This is a genomic window from Alteriqipengyuania abyssalis (assembly GCF_019857185.1).
GTDB classification, from domain to species: Bacteria; Pseudomonadota; Alphaproteobacteria; order Sphingomonadales; family Sphingomonadaceae; genus Alteriqipengyuania; species Alteriqipengyuania abyssalis.
On sequence record NZ_JAHWXP010000005.1, the window covers coordinates 55874 to 71828 of the forward strand.

The 15955-nt window shown below is 64.8% G+C and carries 14 protein-coding genes; 9 read left to right on the forward strand and 5 right to left on the reverse strand.

The genetic code is table 11. The features are described 5' to 3' along the window. Positions 1–156 precede the first annotated feature (156 nt). Positions 157–1452: a phospholipid carrier-dependent glycosyltransferase gene (locus KYN89_RS14950; protein WP_222825835.1), complete on the reverse strand. Its 1296-nt coding sequence runs from the start codon at positions 1450–1452 to the stop codon at positions 157–159. A 155-nt stretch (positions 1453–1607) separates the two neighbouring features. Here KYN89_RS14950 and KYN89_RS14955 point away from each other — a divergent pair, with 155 nt between their 5' ends. Continuing rightward, entirely contained in the window at positions 1608–2813 is a 1206-nt protein-coding gene (locus KYN89_RS14955; RefSeq protein ID WP_222825836.1) for a trans-sulfuration enzyme family protein, read from the forward strand. A gap of 40 nt (positions 2814–2853) precedes the next feature. On the opposite strand, the gene KYN89_RS14960 is transcribed toward KYN89_RS14955, so the two are convergent. After that, entirely contained in the window at positions 2854–3162 is a 309-nt protein-coding gene (locus KYN89_RS14960; RefSeq protein ID WP_222825837.1) for an excalibur calcium-binding domain-containing protein, read from the reverse strand. A gap of 216 nt (positions 3163–3378) precedes the next feature. On the opposite strand from KYN89_RS14960, the gene KYN89_RS14965 reads away from it, so the two are divergent. The 3 genes from KYN89_RS14965 (at position 3379) to KYN89_RS14975 (ending at position 5993) form a co-directional block, all read left to right on the forward strand. Further along, positions 3379–4650 carry a Glu/Leu/Phe/Val family dehydrogenase gene (locus KYN89_RS14965; RefSeq protein ID WP_222825838.1) on the forward strand — a complete coding sequence of 424 codons (1272 nt, stop codon included), beginning with the start codon at positions 3379–3381 and terminating at the stop codon, positions 4648–4650. 95 nt (positions 4651–4745) lie between these two features. Then, a complete protein-coding gene (gene apaG, locus KYN89_RS14970; protein WP_010234635.1) occupies positions 4746–5144 on the forward strand; it encodes a Co2+/Mg2+ efflux protein ApaG in 399 nt (132 codons plus the stop codon). 45 nt (positions 5145–5189) lie between these two features. Then, positions 5190–5993 (forward strand): LysR family transcriptional regulator, encoded by an 804-nt coding sequence (locus tag KYN89_RS14975; protein ID WP_222825839.1) that lies wholly within the window; start codon positions 5190–5192, stop codon positions 5991–5993. Here KYN89_RS14975 and KYN89_RS14980 read toward each other — a convergent pair whose 3' ends face one another. Then, positions 5994–7652: a hypothetical protein gene (locus tag KYN89_RS14980; protein WP_222825840.1), complete on the reverse strand. Its 1659-nt coding sequence runs from the start codon at positions 7650–7652 to the stop codon at positions 5994–5996. A gap of 522 nt (positions 7653–8174) precedes the next feature. On the opposite strand from KYN89_RS14980, the gene KYN89_RS14985 reads away from it, so the two are divergent. The 3 genes from KYN89_RS14985 (at position 8175) to KYN89_RS14995 (ending at position 12186) form a co-directional block, all read left to right on the forward strand. Beyond that, positions 8175–8924 (forward strand): PilZ domain-containing protein, encoded by a 750-nt coding sequence (locus KYN89_RS14985; RefSeq protein WP_222825841.1) that lies wholly within the window; start codon positions 8175–8177, stop codon positions 8922–8924. A gap of 221 nt (positions 8925–9145) precedes the next feature. Further along, positions 9146–11479, forward strand: coding sequence for a TonB-dependent receptor (locus KYN89_RS14990; protein ID WP_222825842.1), 2334 nt, complete (start codon positions 9146–9148; stop codon positions 11477–11479). Positions 11480–11502: 23 nt separating this feature from the next. Next, a complete protein-coding gene (locus tag KYN89_RS14995) occupies positions 11503–12186 on the forward strand; it encodes a Fe2+-dependent dioxygenase (RefSeq protein ID WP_222825864.1) in 684 nt (227 codons plus the stop codon). A gap of 43 nt (positions 12187–12229) precedes the next feature. Here KYN89_RS14995 and KYN89_RS15000 read toward each other — a convergent pair whose 3' ends face one another. Together KYN89_RS15000 and KYN89_RS15005 are read right to left on the reverse strand one after the other, a co-directional pair. Then, positions 12230–12391, reverse strand: coding sequence for a hypothetical protein (locus KYN89_RS15000; RefSeq protein WP_222825843.1), 162 nt, complete (start codon positions 12389–12391; stop codon positions 12230–12232). A gap of 145 nt (positions 12392–12536) precedes the next feature. Further along, entirely contained in the window at positions 12537–12941 is a 405-nt protein-coding gene (locus KYN89_RS15005) for a hypothetical protein (protein ID WP_248285337.1), read from the reverse strand. Between the two features lie 407 nt (positions 12942–13348). On the opposite strand from KYN89_RS15005, the gene KYN89_RS15010 reads away from it, so the two are divergent. Beyond that, complete coding sequence (locus tag KYN89_RS15010; RefSeq protein WP_222825844.1) at positions 13349–14974, forward strand: RNA-directed DNA polymerase; 1626 nt, start codon at positions 13349–13351, stop codon at positions 14972–14974. A 527-nt stretch (positions 14975–15501) separates the two neighbouring features. Then, on the forward strand, positions 15502–15873 hold the full coding sequence (gene rpsL, locus KYN89_RS15015; RefSeq protein WP_010234651.1) for a 30S ribosomal protein S12: 372 nt from the start codon (positions 15502–15504) through the stop codon (positions 15871–15873). The last annotated feature ends 82 nt before the right edge of the window (positions 15874–15955 follow it).

Genomic DNA, 15955 nt, shown 5'->3' on the forward strand with positions numbered 1-15955 from the left:
CCAAGTGGGGAGGGGGACCGCGAGACGCAGCTGCGGCTCGGGGTGGAGGGGTGATGCCCGGCCGTGCCCCTCCGTCAGCCGCCTGGCGGCGTCTGCCACCTCCCCATTTGCACCCCTCGTCTTACTCGGGCCGAAAACGGGGAGGAGAGTGAGGCCTCAACGCCACCCCGCCAGCCACATCCACTGGTTGAACGCCTGTTCGCCCGACAACTCGGCAGCGCTCAGGATCGGGTAGAAATAGACGAACACGCCCACGCTACCCGCCAGCACCGCCCAGTAGACCCAGCCGAAGACCGTAGCGCGCAGCCGTGCGAGCAGCAGGGCGAGGCAGGCGAGGAGGAAGCAGCTGGGCAGGAAATAGTGGTAATAGAACTGGATCGGCTTGGCTGCGACGACCCAGAAGCCGACGCTCGCCGCGTAAAACGTCACCGCAAAGCCCGCGTCGGCCCGGCGCCGGAACAGCGCGGCGAAGGCGCACCATGCGACCCCGATCAGCCCGAGCAACATGGTCAGCGGATTGCCGATCAGCATCACCCCGCGCTGCGCGCCGTCGGTGACCTCGTACAGGTACCAGATCGCGCGGGTGTTCAGCACCCACTGATCCCAGGTCGACTGGTAGGGATGCGCTTCCTTCACGCTCTCCTGTAATTCCAGCATGTGCAGATGCGCGCCGAGCAGGTCCATCCCGGCGAAGGGCCCGTTCTCCACCTGGAAGGCGGGCCAGAAGGTCGCCGAGTACACCGCCAGCGGCAGCACGCCGAGCCACAGCGGCGCCTCGACCAGCGAAACCCCGCGCACCGGGCTCGCGTCCAGATCGGCGAAACGTTCGCGCGAGGTGCCCGCGTGGATCCGCATCGCGAGGAAGAACAGGCCGAGCAGCGGGGCCAGCGGCACGGCGTTCCATTTGGCTGCCATCGACAGGCCCAGCGCGATCCCGCTCGCGATCAGGTCCAGCCGCGCGCGCGTTTCGCGGCGCTGGCGGCACGCGCTCGCGAACAGCCACAGCGCGGTGAGGAAGAACGCCGCCATGAACACGTCGAGCATCGCGATCTGTGCGTGGACGAACAGCAGGAAGCCGGTCGCCAGCAGCACGCCATAGGCCAGAGTAGCATCGCGGCCGTGGCTCGCGTGCCACAGCGCGCGCATCCCTGCGAACAGAGCGAGCGTGCCCGCCAGCGCGGAGAAGATCCGCCAGCCCCACGGGTTGTCGCCCAGCAGCCAGATCCCGGCGGCGATGATCTCCTTGCCCAGCGGCGGATGCTCGGGGTTGCGATAGTCGAACCCGGTCAGCAGCTCGCGCGCGGCGGGAAGGTAATGGATTTCATCGAAGTAGGGCCCGCTGGGCAGCCACAGCCGCCACAGGCACAGCAGGAAAAAGCCCAGCGTCAGGCCGAGGCAGGCCAGCAAGGGATCGTCGCTTGCAGGAACGCGGGTCGCGTGCGCTCGGGTCATTGCGGGCCATGCGATACGGGCGACGAGGCACGGCGACAAGCGGGCCGATCATGATCGCAGTGCCCGCATTGCCGATTGGCCACGCAGTGTGGCTTGGCTGCCGACAAGCAATTTCCTTTTGCCCGCACGCGCGCACGGGCCTAGCCGGTGGCCCCATGAAGAAGACCACCGGAATGGATCGCTCCGTCACCTCCAAGTGGCGTCCCGCAACGCAGGCCGTGCGCGGGGGCACCTGGCGCAGCGAGCATGGCGAGACGAGTGAGGCGCTGTTCCTCACCTCGGGCTATACCTACGACAATGCGGCCGAAGTGGCCGCGCGTTTCGCGGGTGAGGCCGAGGGGATGACCTATTCGCGCCTCCAGAACCCGACCGTGGCGATGCTCGAAGAACGCATTGCGCTGATGGAGGGGGCCGAGGCCTGCCGCGTGCAGGCGAGCGGGATGGCCGCGATGACCGCCGCGCTGCTGTGCCAGCTTTCGGCAGGCGATCACTGCGTCGCGGCGCGCGCCGCCTTCGGTTCGTGCCGCTGGCTGGTCGACCACCTGCTGCCGCGCTTCGGGATCGAGACCACCGTGATCGACAGCGCGGATAACGATGCGTGGGAAGCGGCTATTCAGCCCAACACCAAGGTGTTCTTCTTCGAAACACCCGCCAACCCGACGCTCGACGTGGTCGATCTGGAGCATGTCTGCGGCATCGCCAAGGCGCACGGGATCACCACCGTGGTCGACAATGCCTTCGCCTCGCCCGCGCTCCAGCGGCCGATGGAGTTCGGCGCGGATGTGGTGGCGTATTCCGCGACTAAGCTGATGGACGGGCAGGGCCGCGTGCTCGCGGGCGCGGTTTGCGGGACGAAGCAATGGATCGACGAGGTGCTGCTGCCCTTCCAGCGCAATACCGGGCCCAACCTTTCGCCCTTCAACGCATGGGTGGTGATGAAGGGGCTCGAAACGCTCGACCTGCGCGCGCACCGGCAGAGCCAGAATGCGGTTGCGCTGGGCAAGTTCATGGAACCGCGCGTGCCGCGCATCCTGCATCCCGGGCTGGAAAGCCACCCGCGCCATGCGCTCGCGCTGAAGCAGATGCGCGCGACCGGACCGATCTTCGCCTTCGACCTCGGCAGCCGCGCGAAGGCGCACGCGCTGCTCGACGCGCTGGAGTTGGTCGACCTGTCGAACAATATCGGCGATTCGCGCAGCCTCGCGTGCCATCCCGCCAGCACCACGCATGCCGGGCTGAGCGAGGAAGCCCGCGCCGAGATGGGCGTGACCGAGGGGCTGGTGCGGATCAACGTCGGCCTCGAGGACATCGAGGACCTGCGCGAGGATATCGACCGGGCGCTGGGCGCGGCGGGGTTCTGACCGGGGCTGAAGCCTCCACTTCTACGGCCCCCTCGCCGGGCTAATTCGACTCGCAGGCAATCCCGTCATCGTCGCGGTCCAGCTCTGGGCGATAGCCGGCTTGCCCGCGACGGATATTGCTGAAACCCGCTGCCCGGGCGGCGGTGCAGTTCGGGAAGTAGACGCTGCCATCGACCGAGTTTCCGCTCGCGGGCCGGGTTGCACGCCGCTGCCGGTGGCAGTGATAATCGCCGGTCTTGCGGTTGTGATGGCACCCCTTGGCATCGAGCCCGCCGGGGTGGGCGGATACCTCTACGGTGGCAACCGGGGTCGATAGAAGCGCGAGCGAGGCGAGAACAGTCAGCCGCATGGCACGAGCTAAGCATGTTGTTGCGATCTTGAGAAATGAATTCCGGGCGCCGCCGGCAGTGGCACCGCCCATGCGTGCAGGAAAAGCATCGGCCCCTGTCGGGCCCATGGCTGGCGTTTCCCTTACCTCTTGCGCCATCGCCCCGCGCAGCCGCCGGAACACCCTTACTCCCACACGTTCTCTTCCGTGACACCGGAAAAACAGGAGACGACACACATGGGCGAACTACTCGAAGCGGCACAGGAGCGGATGACGCGCGCGGCGGAGATGGTGGGGCTCGACAAGGAGGTCGTCTCGCATCTGCTCAACCCGATCGAGACGCTATCCGCCTCGGTCAACATCCGGCGCGACGATGGCTCGGCGCTGGCGCTCAAAGGCTGGCGGTGCCGCTATAATTCCGCGCTCGGCCCGACCAAGGGGGGCATCCGCTTCCACCCGTCCGTCCACCTCGACGAGGTCGAGACGCTCGCCTTCCTGATGACCATGAAATGCGCGCTGATGGGCCTGCCCTTCGGCGGCGGAAAGGGCGGGGTCGAGGTCGACGCGCACGACCTCTCGACCATGGAGAAGGAGCGCGTGGCGCGCGGCTATGTCCGCGCGATGGCTAAGATCCTCGGCCCCGATCGCGACGTTCCCGCGCCCGACGTCGCCACCGGAGAGCGCGAGATGGCGTGGATGGTGAGTGAATATTCCGAGATAGCAGGGTCGATCCAGCCGCACGCGTTCACGGGTAAGCCCGTGTCGCTCGGCGGGATGCCGGGGCGTACGCCCGCGACCGGGCGCGGCGCGCATATCGCGCTGGAGGAAATGCGTGACCTTGCCGGGCTGGGCGAGGATGGCGGCCTGACCATCGCGCTGCAGGGCTTCGGCAATGCCGGGCTGTGGTTCGCCAGGGCCGCCGCCGATGCGGGGCACACAATCGTCGCGGTCACCGATTCCTCGGGCACGGTCAGCGATCCCGACGGGCTCGATATCGAGGCGCTGGTGCAGGTGAAGGAGGAGAAGGGCAAGGTCACCGCATACGACGGGGGCGATGCGCAGTCCTCCGACGATCCCGAGGAGGTGCTGGCGACCGAATGCGACGTGCTGGTGTTCGCCGCGCTGGGCGGGGTGATCGCCGATGCGGAGGATGCCAAGGCGCTCCAATGCAAGGCGATCGTCGAACTCGCCAACCGCCCGGTCCTGCCCGCCGCCGACAAGGCGCTGCAGGATGTGGGGGTCGAGGTGGTGCCCGATATCCTCGCCAATGGGGGCGGGGTGACGATCAGCCATGCCGAGTGGGTGCAGGGCCGCCAGGGGATCGACTGGAACTCCGATGACGTCGACGACTATCTGGAGGACACGATCGCGCAAGCGTCCGAAAATGTGCGCGAAGTGATGCAGGAGTGCGACACCGACATGCGCACGGCGGCCTATGCGGTGGCGCTGCGCCGCCTATGTGCTGCGATTTCCGCGCATGGGACGCGCGCCGACTTCGGCAAGAGCTGAGCTGTCGGGCGGGGCAAGCGGCGCGTCGGCCTGTGGGCAAGAAACGACGCACCGCCTTGCCCTCGGCCCAAATCGCATTACGCTCGCGAATCGTGATGAAGAACCTGTTCGACCACGCCGCCACGACCGAGGACATAACCGTCAGGGTCACGGTCAATTTCCTGCCCGAGCAGAGCGATCCTGCAGCGGGCAAGTGGTTCTGGATCTACCATATCCGGATCGAGAACGCCTCGCGCGAGCGGGTCCAGCTGATGACCCGCCACTGGCGGATCACCGATGCGCAAGGCCTCGTCCGCCATGTCGATGGCGAAGGCGTGGTCGGCGAACAGCCGGTGCTCACCCCGGGGCGCAGCCACGATTACGTCTCCGGCTGCCCGCTGACGACGCCGTTCGGATCGATGGAGGGCTTCTACACATTCCACCGCGAAGACGGCTCGCCGATCGAAGTGCGCATCCCCTTCTTCCCGCTCGCCGCACCCGCCACCGCGCACTGAGCCGACTTGTGAGCTGGCCCCGCGCGGGCTAGCGATGCGCGCGATATGAAGCGCACGCTCCTGCCCCTCAACGCCCTGCGCGTATACGATGCCGCCGCGCGGCACCTCTCCTTCACCAAGGCGGCGGACGAGCTGGCGGTGACGCCCGCCGCGGTCGGCCAGCAGATCCGCGCGCTGGAGGATCACCTCGGCACCGTCCTGTTCCGCCGCACCAGCAAGGGGCTGGAGCTGACCGAGGAGGGCGAGGCCGGGCTCGACAATCTGCGCGAAGGTTTCCTCCGGTTCGAGGAAAGCGTCTCCGCGATGCAGGCGGGGCAGGCGGTCGACCGCTACGCCATCGGTGCGCCGCGCGGAATCCTCGAAAGCTGGCTCGCCCCGCGCCTCGCCGCGTTCCAGGCCGAGCGGCCTGGCGTGCGCTTCCAGCTGCGCGAGCGCGAGCGGGCGGATTTCTCCGAAGCCAATCTCGACCTTGCGATCTGGCTGGCCGAGGGGCCGGAGGAGTTTCCCGGCGAGCAGATTTCCAAGCCGCTGTGGGTCACCGTGGGCCCGGTAGACAGCCCGCATGCCAAGGGGCGCAGCGTCGGCTGGCCCGGCGATGGCCGCGATACCGACGCGGAGCCGTGCATCGCGGTCGGCAGTGCGGGCCAGGCGCTCGCCAGCGTGATCGCGGGGATGGGCTCTGCCCGGCTGCCCTTCGCTCTCGCGAGCGAGGCGATCGATGCGGGGCGGGTACGCGTGGAGGACGGGCCGGTCGAAGGCCGCCGGTCCTACTGGCTGGTCGCGCCGCCGCCGCAATGGCGGCAGAAGAAGGTCCGCGCGCTGGTCGAGTACCTCAAGGCGTCTATCTGATCAGCGTAAGCTGCGCACGATCGCGGCGCGCGCCTGCGGGTTCCACACGAAGCGGGCCAGATCCGCCTCGATCTCGGTAGCTTTGGAGCGCGCATAGGCGCGGCTCTCGACCGCGCGAGTCAGTTCGTCGAGCATGCCTTCCACATCGGCAGAGGATTCCTCGATCGGCCGGGCGCTGGCGAGCCGTTCGGCCGCGGCGCGATCCTTTAGCGCCAGAACCGCGAGCATGACGTAGAGCTGGCTGAGCGGATCGAGCGTCCGGTTGCCCTGCGACATCGCGCCGATCCGGGCGCGCCAGTCGCCGGCGGCCTGCGCGAACTCGTGGCCGCAGGGCGCCGCCTCGGTCGCGATCATCCCTGCGAGCACCGGATAATAGCCACCACGCTCGATCATGTTGAGAAAATAGCTTTCGGCAGCGGCGCACTCCCCATCGGCGAGCACAATCCGCGCGGCAAGCGCATTGGCGTAGCTGTTGAAGGGATCGGCCTCCAGCGCCCGAGTGGTCAGATCCCACGCCTCGCCCTCGCGGCGGATCGGCAGACCCTGCCGCAGATCCGCTTGGTATAGGACGAAGGCTTTGCGCGCGAGCCAGAAGGGGACGTAATCGCTGCGCGGATAGCGCGCGAGGCAGCGGTCGAGCAGCGCGGGCAATCGCTGCGCCGTTGTGGCGCTCGGCCGGGCGACGGTCTCCGAGCGCAAAAAGCACAGATAGTCGCTTTTCGCCTTGCCATGCGCCTTAAGTTCGAGCTGCGCTACCAGTCCGTCCGGGGTCAGCAACTGGGCCAGCTCCCCGCCGAGCACTGCGTCGAGCGTCTCGCTGTTGGCGGGCAGGGCAAGAGTGGAAACATAGACGCGCGCACCCTCGCGATCGAACAGTTCGAGCCGCAGGCGATCCTGCGCATCGAGCGCGGGTGCGCTGTGCAGCGTGAGCCGGTAATCGGCTGCAGCCCGGTCTTGTGCAAGGGTGGCGATAAACGATCCGGCGACCTGGCTTTCCATGTCGAAGCGGACATGCTCGGTCAGTTGCGGGTCGCCCAGCTTGCCAAGCGCGGGCGGGGCGATGTCCACCTCGACCGCGATCCGCGGCGGTGCTGCGGCCGCGGAGCCTGTGCCGCCCCAGCTCCCGGAGAAGAGGTTGAACAGGCCGAAGGCGAGGATCACTAGCGCGGCGAGTGCGCCGCCCGCGCGCAGCAGCAGATCATGCGATCGACGTGCCGGGCGTGCAGCATCGGCGGGCACGGTGCCGGGGGCGTCGGCATCGTCCTGCGGCTCGGCATGGCTGTTGCCCAGTCTTTCCGGATAGGCCTTCTCGGGCGGGGCAAGGTGGAGCCGGTAGTCCCCCTTGTCCAGATGGACCGCAAGCCCGTGGCCCGGCGCGATACGGGTATAGTAGTCGGTCAGGTTGCGGCGCAGGCGCGATATCTGAACCCGGGGGTAGCTGTCGCTGGTCAGGTCGTAGCTCTCTTCGCGGCCCAGCCCGTCGACCGCGATGGCATATTGGCTCAGCGGACCTTCCCCAGCCAGGGTCTGTTCGCAAAGATAGCTGAGCAGTCGCGATTGCACGGGGGCCTTGACGAATGCCGGGTCGGCAAGGACCCGCGCGACTTCGGCGGAAAGTTCATCCGCGAAATCAAATGCTCGAACGGGCTCTGCGGTCACATCGCAGCCTGCCTTTCCGGCCAGCCGACACGCTGTAACAGTTAAAATTCGCGTTAGTATTTGGCTCGCCTGCTATCTGCATATCACATTATTGGTTACGAAAATCCTTTTTTATCCGCCATGTAACGTGACGTTCGCCGTGAAACACTGCCCCGCAATTCTTGAACGATGCATAAGACGAACCATGGCAGGCGTTCCCGAACCCTTCCCCAAGGCCAACCCGGCGAGCCACCATCACCCCGTGGCTCCGGGGCGTCTGCCATCGTCGCTCCACCTGCTGCGATCTCGAGCGGGGCGGAGTTTGGCTGCCCTGCAGTGCGTCCGGCCCCTTTTCGGCGTTCTGCAGGGCAGCCTCTTTGTCTCTCACCGGTCCGCTCTCGCAGCGAATTCGTGGCGGCATAGCCCGCCACACAAATACCCATTCGGCCGGTTACCCGATCCTAACCATGGTCCGCTAGCACCGCAGCCGGGGGGCCTTCGTGCCTGCCTGTCGTGCCAACCGAGACACCATGGGTTTCAGGAATGTCGAACTTGACGAACATAGCCGACTATCAGCGCGGCCAGGCGGCTGGCGCAGACCATGGAGAGGTCGCCGAGGGGGCTGATCGCCGCAAGAACGAGCGGCAGATCGCCACCTTCAAGCTCGCCTGCCTGATGGTGAGAGGAGAGGCACATCCCGCGATCCTGCGCAATGTCAGCGATGGCGGCGCGATGCTGGAGGCGCTGGTCTGCGTGCAGCAGGGCGACTCGGTCGTCTACTGGTGGGACGGGATCGCGCAGATCGAGGCACGGGTCGCCTGGGTCAAAGGCAACCGGCTGGGTCTCGCCAATATTTCCGGCCCACCGCAGCCGCTTGCGGTGCCCCGTCAGCGCGCCACGCGCATCCCGGTGCGGGTGCCGGTGCGGGTGTGGGCCGCCTGCCGCGGCCATTGGGGCGAACTGACCGATATTTCGTTGACGGGCCTCGCAGCGAAGGGGCTTCAGGGCATTGCGCCGGGCACCTTGTGCACCATCGAATTGGGCGGGCAGGCGCTGCACAACGCGACGCTGGTGCGGATCGATGGAGAGATTGCGGGTATCCGCTTCGAGCGCCCGTTGCCGCCTGCCAAGCTTATGCAACTGGTCGAAGGCGAGGGGCCGAGCGCGCGCGTGATGACCCGGCCGACCCCGGCCGACCCGGGCGCGCCTGCCCCGCAGCGCGAGCCGGAGATGGACGACGAGGGGCCGCAGCCTCCGTCCGGCCCTAAAGTCCCGCTGCGTCGGTTCCTCTAGAACGCCGCCAGCAGGAGGCTGGCAGCCGCAAACCCCAAACCACGCGGGCCGATGGCCCTGCGTGGCAGTTCGCGTGGGAGTGCGCCCGCCGCTAGCCCGTTTGCATGCGGTATTGTGGCACGAGCGATGCAACAGGGGAGAAAAGACCGGGCCGGACCGAATTAGACTTGCACTAATGCTACGCACTCGCAATAGCGCCTCCCAGCTCCAGGGAGGTTCTTTTGTCCGATTCCAATATTTTCCGTGGCTCACGCCCGTCCACCCGCCGCTCCGCCGGTCGCCCCTCTGTCAGCGGACAGGGCACTGCGCTGCTCGCCGGCGCGTTCGGCGCGGCGTTCATCGCGGTTCCGGCACACGCCGACGAACAGCGCAATCCCGATATCGTTGTCACCGGCCAGCGCCCCGACGTGAACGTCAATGCGGAGCCCGAAGCGCCCTACAAGGCGGAATCGAGCGACGGTAAGTTCACCGATTCGGTGCTCGACACGCCCAAGTCGCAGACGGTCATCACCAAGGAAGTGATCGAGGATATCGGCGCGACCAGCTTCCGCGAGATCGTCCGCAGCACGCCGGGCGTGACGCTGGGTACGGGCGAGGGTGGCAATGCTTTCGGCGACCGTATCTTCATCCGCGGGTTCGAAGCACGCAACGACGTCTATATCGATGGCCTGCGCGATCCCGGCGTGACCAGCCGCGAGATCTTCGCGGTCGAGCAGATCGAGGTGATCAAAGGCCCCAGCGCGGTGTTCGGCGGGCGCGGGACCACCGGCGGGCTGGTCAGTCTGCAGTCCAAGCGCGCGCAGTTCGGCAACGACTTCGTCGTCGCCGAGGGCGGCGTGGGGACCGAGAATTATTATCGCGGCACGATCGATGCGAACTACGAACTGAGCGATGCGGCTGCGATCCGGGTCAACGGCCTGTATCACGATGCCGATACGCCGGGCCGCGACTATGTCGGTGCGCGCCGCTACGGCGGGGCGATCGCGGGCACGCTCGCGATCACCGATACGCTCAGCATCAATGCCGACTACTATCTCTACCGGCTCGACGGGGTGCCCGATTACGGCCACCCGTTCGATTTGACCACGCAGCAGCCCTATCTGGTCGATCGCGACAATTTCTACGGCGTGGTGGGCCGCGACTTCATCTCCAATGGCGCGGATATCGGCACTGTCGAGATCGAGTGGAGCCCGATTGCGGACCTCTCGTTCCACTCGATCACCCGCTATGGCGAGACCTGGAACCGCTATGCGGTGAGCGAGCCCAAGCTGTGCACCGTGCAACGCGATGCAAACGGGGACTGCCCGCGCAGCGGCGGTGTGCCGGTGCCAGAGAGCGAATTTACCGTCAGCCCGGCGATGAAGAGCAGCTGGCGCAACAATTCCTACTGGGCGAACAGCACTTACGCGACTGCGACCGCGCGCACCGGCGGGATCACGCACGAAATCGTTCTCGGCGGCGATTTCAGCGACGAGCGGATCGACGCCTACCGGCTCGACGTCCCGTCTGCGGTCGAGGATGCGCAGGGTAACGTCATCGCGGTGCCGGGCGGGTTCGTCTACGACCTGTTCGATCCGGACCCCGTGCTGGGCTACGACATCCCGATCGGGCCGGACACGCAGACCGGGCCGACGGTGACCAAGGCGCGCAATTTCGGGGCCTATCTGGTCGACACGATCAAGTTTACCGACGCGTTCCGCGTGGTCCTGGGCGGGCGGCTCGATACCTTTGATGTCGATTATTACAGCCCCCCGTCGGACGGGTTCTTCGGCCCGCAGCCTGCGCAATCGCTCAGCTACAGCGCGGATTTCTTCAACTGGCAGGCTTCGGCGGTGTACAAGCCCTCCGCCTCCTCGACCCTCTACGTCTCCTACGCGACCAGTTCGAACCCCAGCGGCGAGCAGCTCGACGGGGCGGGGGCGAGCTATGACGGGATCAGCACCGACACGATCGACTTCCAGCCCGAACAGAACACCTCGTGGGAAGCGGGTGCCAAAGCCGAACTGTTCGGCGGCAACCTGCTGCTGACCGCGGCGGCGTTCCGGATCGAGAAGGAGAACGCGCGCGAAAGCGGCGGGCGCGGGCAGCCCTATACCAATGTGGGCACGCTGCGCTCGCAGGGCGTGGAGCTGACCTTCGCCGGCTCAATCGCCGACACGCTCCAGCTGTTCGGCGGCTATACCTACACCGATGCGACGATCACCGAATCGGCCAACCCGGACAATGTCGGCCGCCGCTTCGCCAACATCCCGCAGCACACCGCGCAGCTGCTCGCCACCGTGATGGTCACCAGCCGGTTCGAGATCGGCGGCCAGGTGTACTACCAGGACGAGATGTACGGCGGCAGCCAACTCGCAGGCACGGCGATGGTGCCGGGATACGCCCGGTTCGACGCGGTCGCGCGCTATCGCATCAGCGACAATCTGGAGGCGCGGGTCAACGTGCTCAACCTGACGGACAAGCGCTATTACGATGCGATCTATCGCTCCGGCTCGCCGTTCAGCTATATCGCGCCGGGCCGGTCGGCCTTCGTCACGCTGACCGCCAACTTCTGACAGGCGCAAGCGAGGCTGCGATGATGATGCTGCACATCCCCGATGTGCTCACGAGCGAGGAGGCGGCGGACCTGCGTGCCCGCCTCCTCGCCGCGCCGTGGGTCGATGGCAACGCGACCAGCGGGGCGGGCGCGGCCCAGGCCAAGCGCAACCGGCAATTGCCCGAGGATGGGGAGGCCGCCCGCGCCGCCCAGCAGGTGGTCAGCAGCGCGCTGATGGAGAGCGCCACCTTCCTTTCCGCCGCCCTGCCGCACACCATCTTCCCCCCGCTGTTCAACCGCTACGGCCCGGGCGAGACCTTCGGCCTGCATGTCGACAATGCCGTACGCTACCACGCGGCCACCGGCGCGCGCATCCGCACGGACCTGTCCGCGACCCTGTTCCTCACCCCGCCGGAGGAGTATGACGGCGGCGAGCTGATCGTGGAGGACAACAGTGGCACGCAGAGCCACAAGTACCCCGCCGGTTCGCTGCTGCTCTACCCCTCCACCACGCTGCACCGCGTGGCCGAGGTGACGCGGGGCGAGCGGGTGAGCTGCTTCCTGTGGCTGCAATCGCTGGTGGCGGACAACGCGGCGCGCGAGATGCTGTTCGACCTCGACACCAGCGTCCAGGCATTGAGTGCGGATCGCGGCGCGACCGACGCACAGGTGCTCAAGCTCACCCAGCTCTACCACAACCTCGTGCGCCGCTGGGCGCAGAGCTGAGGCCGGCCCGAACGCACCGAACGGGTGCACGGGCGCGATCGCGCTAGCTTTCGTCTCCTTTCCTGGCCTCGCCCAGCTCGCGGATCAGCGCAAGCTTCCGGTCGATCGAGGCGAATACGGCCGGCTCGTTCGCCGCGCGCTTGCGGCGCTGTTCCTCCAGCACTTGCCTGCGGATGCTCTCGTACACCGGATGCCCCGATCGCATGGTGTGGCCGGGATTGTGGATGCCGTAGCGCTGGGGCAGGCGACGCTGGAGGAGGAAGCGCAGCAGCGCGTTGTCCGGCTGTACGTCTGAGTTGCCCTACCGCTTTGCTGCTTGAGGGCGGGTGCCTGACACACTTGACACAGTGTCATGGAGCGAAAAGTCTGAGCGCTTGCGAGCGATCTTGTGCGCGCGCGATTGGCCTCAAGTAGCGAAGCGGCAGGCCACACAAGAAACGCGCACAATCCTCCAGCCGCTGCACCCCCCCCTCCAGCGCCGCACCCCACGCCGCGGCAAAACCCTCCGCCCCCGGTTTCGCGCGCAGTCTGTACAGCGCCTCCATGCTCTTGCCGCGCCGCCTCATGTAGCGGAGTGGTAGGCAGAAAGATGACTCGCGCGCCGCCTGCGTGACGATCCCCGTCGCCGCGAGCGTCGCGATAAACCGCCGCTGCCGCTCGGGCGTGATCGAGTTGGAGCGCGGGTGCGGGTGGATATACGGCGCAAAGGCGAGCAGCGGATCGTCCGCGTCGGGCTTGGCGCTGGTATAGGCCACGGCAGAGGTGGCCTGCCGGGCAATCCTGCGGCTGCAAGCCCCCTCTCCTTCGGGGGAGGGGGTTGGGGAGGGGCCTGCCCCTCACGGTCGCATAAAGACTCCGAAGGAGATTTCGGGGAGGGCGTGTTCGGGCGACGGTCCTCGGCGGACCTTTCCCTCCGCCGGTGGCAATCGGCCTGCCCCGGAGCGGGGTCTAGATCGCGTGGAGCCGGGCAGGGCGTGTACGGGCGACGGTCCTCGGCGGACCGATCAAAAGTCTCATGTGCGGGCATAGCCGCAGGTAGATTGCAGAATACGGGGGAGTAGGACAGCAGAGAGTTAATAGGGGTTGCGCGAATTGCACGTCTGAATACTATTCAGTGATAGGGAGCGTTGAATATCTAACGTCAAATCGGGGTGGTGGGATTATGACAGTAGACAGCCGCCTTCGGCGCTTGTTGGACCGCGGCTTCTACGCCGTTGAATTGCCGCCACCGTTCCGTACTGAGAGATTTTCGGTTGTCCGGAATAGCCTTACTCCAAGGAATGGCTACTCCGGAGCGACAACATTTTTTGATGGCGCCACATTTCGCGGTCATCTCAGGCGGTTCGGTGTCATTAACCCGATAAACTATCTTCTCCTCAGTCGGCATATCTCGCAGAACTGGAAAGATATTGTTGCAACTAACAGGCTTAGCTCATCCTCGGGCGCGCGCCCGAAATTTCCAAAACTCGCCGCAGAGGGGCGCGCTATAGAGACCGTAAGTCTGGCCTCGAAACGCACTGCTCAAAGACATTTGGCAAGCTCCTACCCGGTGATTCTCTCGCTTGATATTAACCGGTTTTATGGATCGATATACACTCACGCAATCCCATGGGCAGTTTTGGGAAAAAAGGAAGCGAAAAGGCAGTTTGCAAATAATACACTAAATACTCACTGGAGCGCGCAGCTCGATAGATTTTGTAGAAATTGCAATCAGCGTCAGACGATAGGTATCCCAATCGGGCCAGACACGTCACGCATAATTTCGGAAATGATTCTTGCGAGGATTGATTCTGAAATATGTGCTAATAAAACCGGTGTTTCATCAAATCAGATGTTTCATAATATCGATGATTACCAATTTGGTGTGATGGATATGGGCGAGGCGGAAAATGCTGAAGCTCAATTTGTTCGAGTTCTGACCCGCTACGAGTTGCAATTGAATGATTTCAAGACTGAGGTGAGTCAGGGAATAGAGTTCTCTCCCTCCTATTTTCAGAGAGAATTCGATATTCTCAGAAAGCAGAGTGAGCGAGCCTTTGTAGAGCATTTCTTTGAGATACTATATAAAGAAATTAACTCTCGGCCTTCTGTTAACGTGGTTGGTTACGCGCTCAAGCGTTTTGCGAAGGCTTTGGCGAAGAATGAAGAGCAGGATTTAGTTCGAGAGCATTTGCAAAGATTGCTCTACGCGCAACCTCATCAGGCTAGGTGGGTGTTCCCTCTTTTGCTTGGAATCTGGCAGCGCCAACCGGTCAATTCAGACGTCAGACGTTTGCTCGCATGGGGGGTCACAACGACGGCACGGCGAAACGACGTCGGGAGCTTGTTGTGGTTTCTCTATGCTGCGATCTTTCTTCGGGTTAGTCTCGGGAAGAAGGTCTGTTCAGCAGCAGTAGGGATTTCGAATGAGTTGGTGGATTTGGTTCTATTGCATGGAAGGGCCGAAGGCTGTTTTTCCTTGAACATGCAGGTAATTCGGGCGCGCTATCGACCGCTGTCACTCACAAGTGCTGCGTGGCTTCCAATTTACGAGGCTGAGCGAAAGGGTTGGGATGGGTCGCCTGCATTCACAAAAATCGGATCTCCCAAAGATCCGGGGGCGCTTTACGCCGACCTGGCAGCGAACGACGTGCAATTTTATGTAACCGACAGAAGATACTTTCAGGTAGAGGCATTCGATGGCTGGGGCCTGCGTGAAACGGATTTTGATCCAGAATTGGCCCGTGGGTTCTTCGCCGACTTCCTCGATGATTTTGATTTCTATGGGGAAGATGAGAATTATGAGTGAGGTTTTGGGGCTGCAGTCCTCCCTTGACCCCCACCCCAAATCCTACTAAGCGCGCCCTCAACCGAGGCAGGGCCTAGCTCTCGCCAAGGCTTATAGAGCTGAACATTGCCGGTTATGTCCCGGGGCTGTCGCATGCGCGATGGCCTTTTCGTTTTTCCCGCTAGCGGGTTGGGCAGGGCAGCCGTCAAAGTAATCCGGGTGGTCCCTTGCGGGCGCGTTCGGGTGGAGCGTTTTAGGCTCGTGCGACAAGGTGGGCGCGCCATGCGGCGTGCGCGTCCTTTGCTCGATGGACCCCGGCTTCCCATTCACTTGGGCCCGGGGTGACGATCGAAAGCGGCACGGCCCCGACACACTTCATTCAATCGCAAGCGCGAAGCCATCCCTGGCCGACACAGTTTCGCCTGTGCTGAGCCTGTCGAAGCACCGTCCTTCTTCTTTGCAGGAAGAGAAGTGCGATCCTTCGACAAGCTCAGGATGAGCGGGGTTGGGAAGGCCCTTTCGAGCAAACAGGCAGAAGAGAGAATTTTATGCCCACCATCAACCAGCTGGTCCGCAAGGGCCGCACTCCGCAGAAGACCAAGAGCAAGGTCCCTGCGATGGAGCAGAACCCGCAGAAGCGCGGCGTCTGCACCCGCGTCTATACGACGACCCCGAAGAAGCCGAACTCGGCTCTGCGCAAAGTGGCCAAGGTTCGCCTGACCAACCAGCGCGAAGTCATCAGCTACATCCCGGGCGAAGGCCACAACCTGCAGGAACACAGCGTCGTGCTGATCCGCGGCGGCCGTGTGCGCGACCTTCCCGGCGTGCGCTACCACGTGCTGCGCGGCGTGCTCGACACGCAGGGCGTCAAGGATCGCAAGCAGAGCCGTTCGAAGTACGGCGCCAAGCGGCCCAAGTAAGCCATTCCCCGTCACCCCGGACGCGATCCGGGGTGGTGCTTCTTCCTTTGCGCCCCATCGCATGAAGGCGATTCGCAGGAAG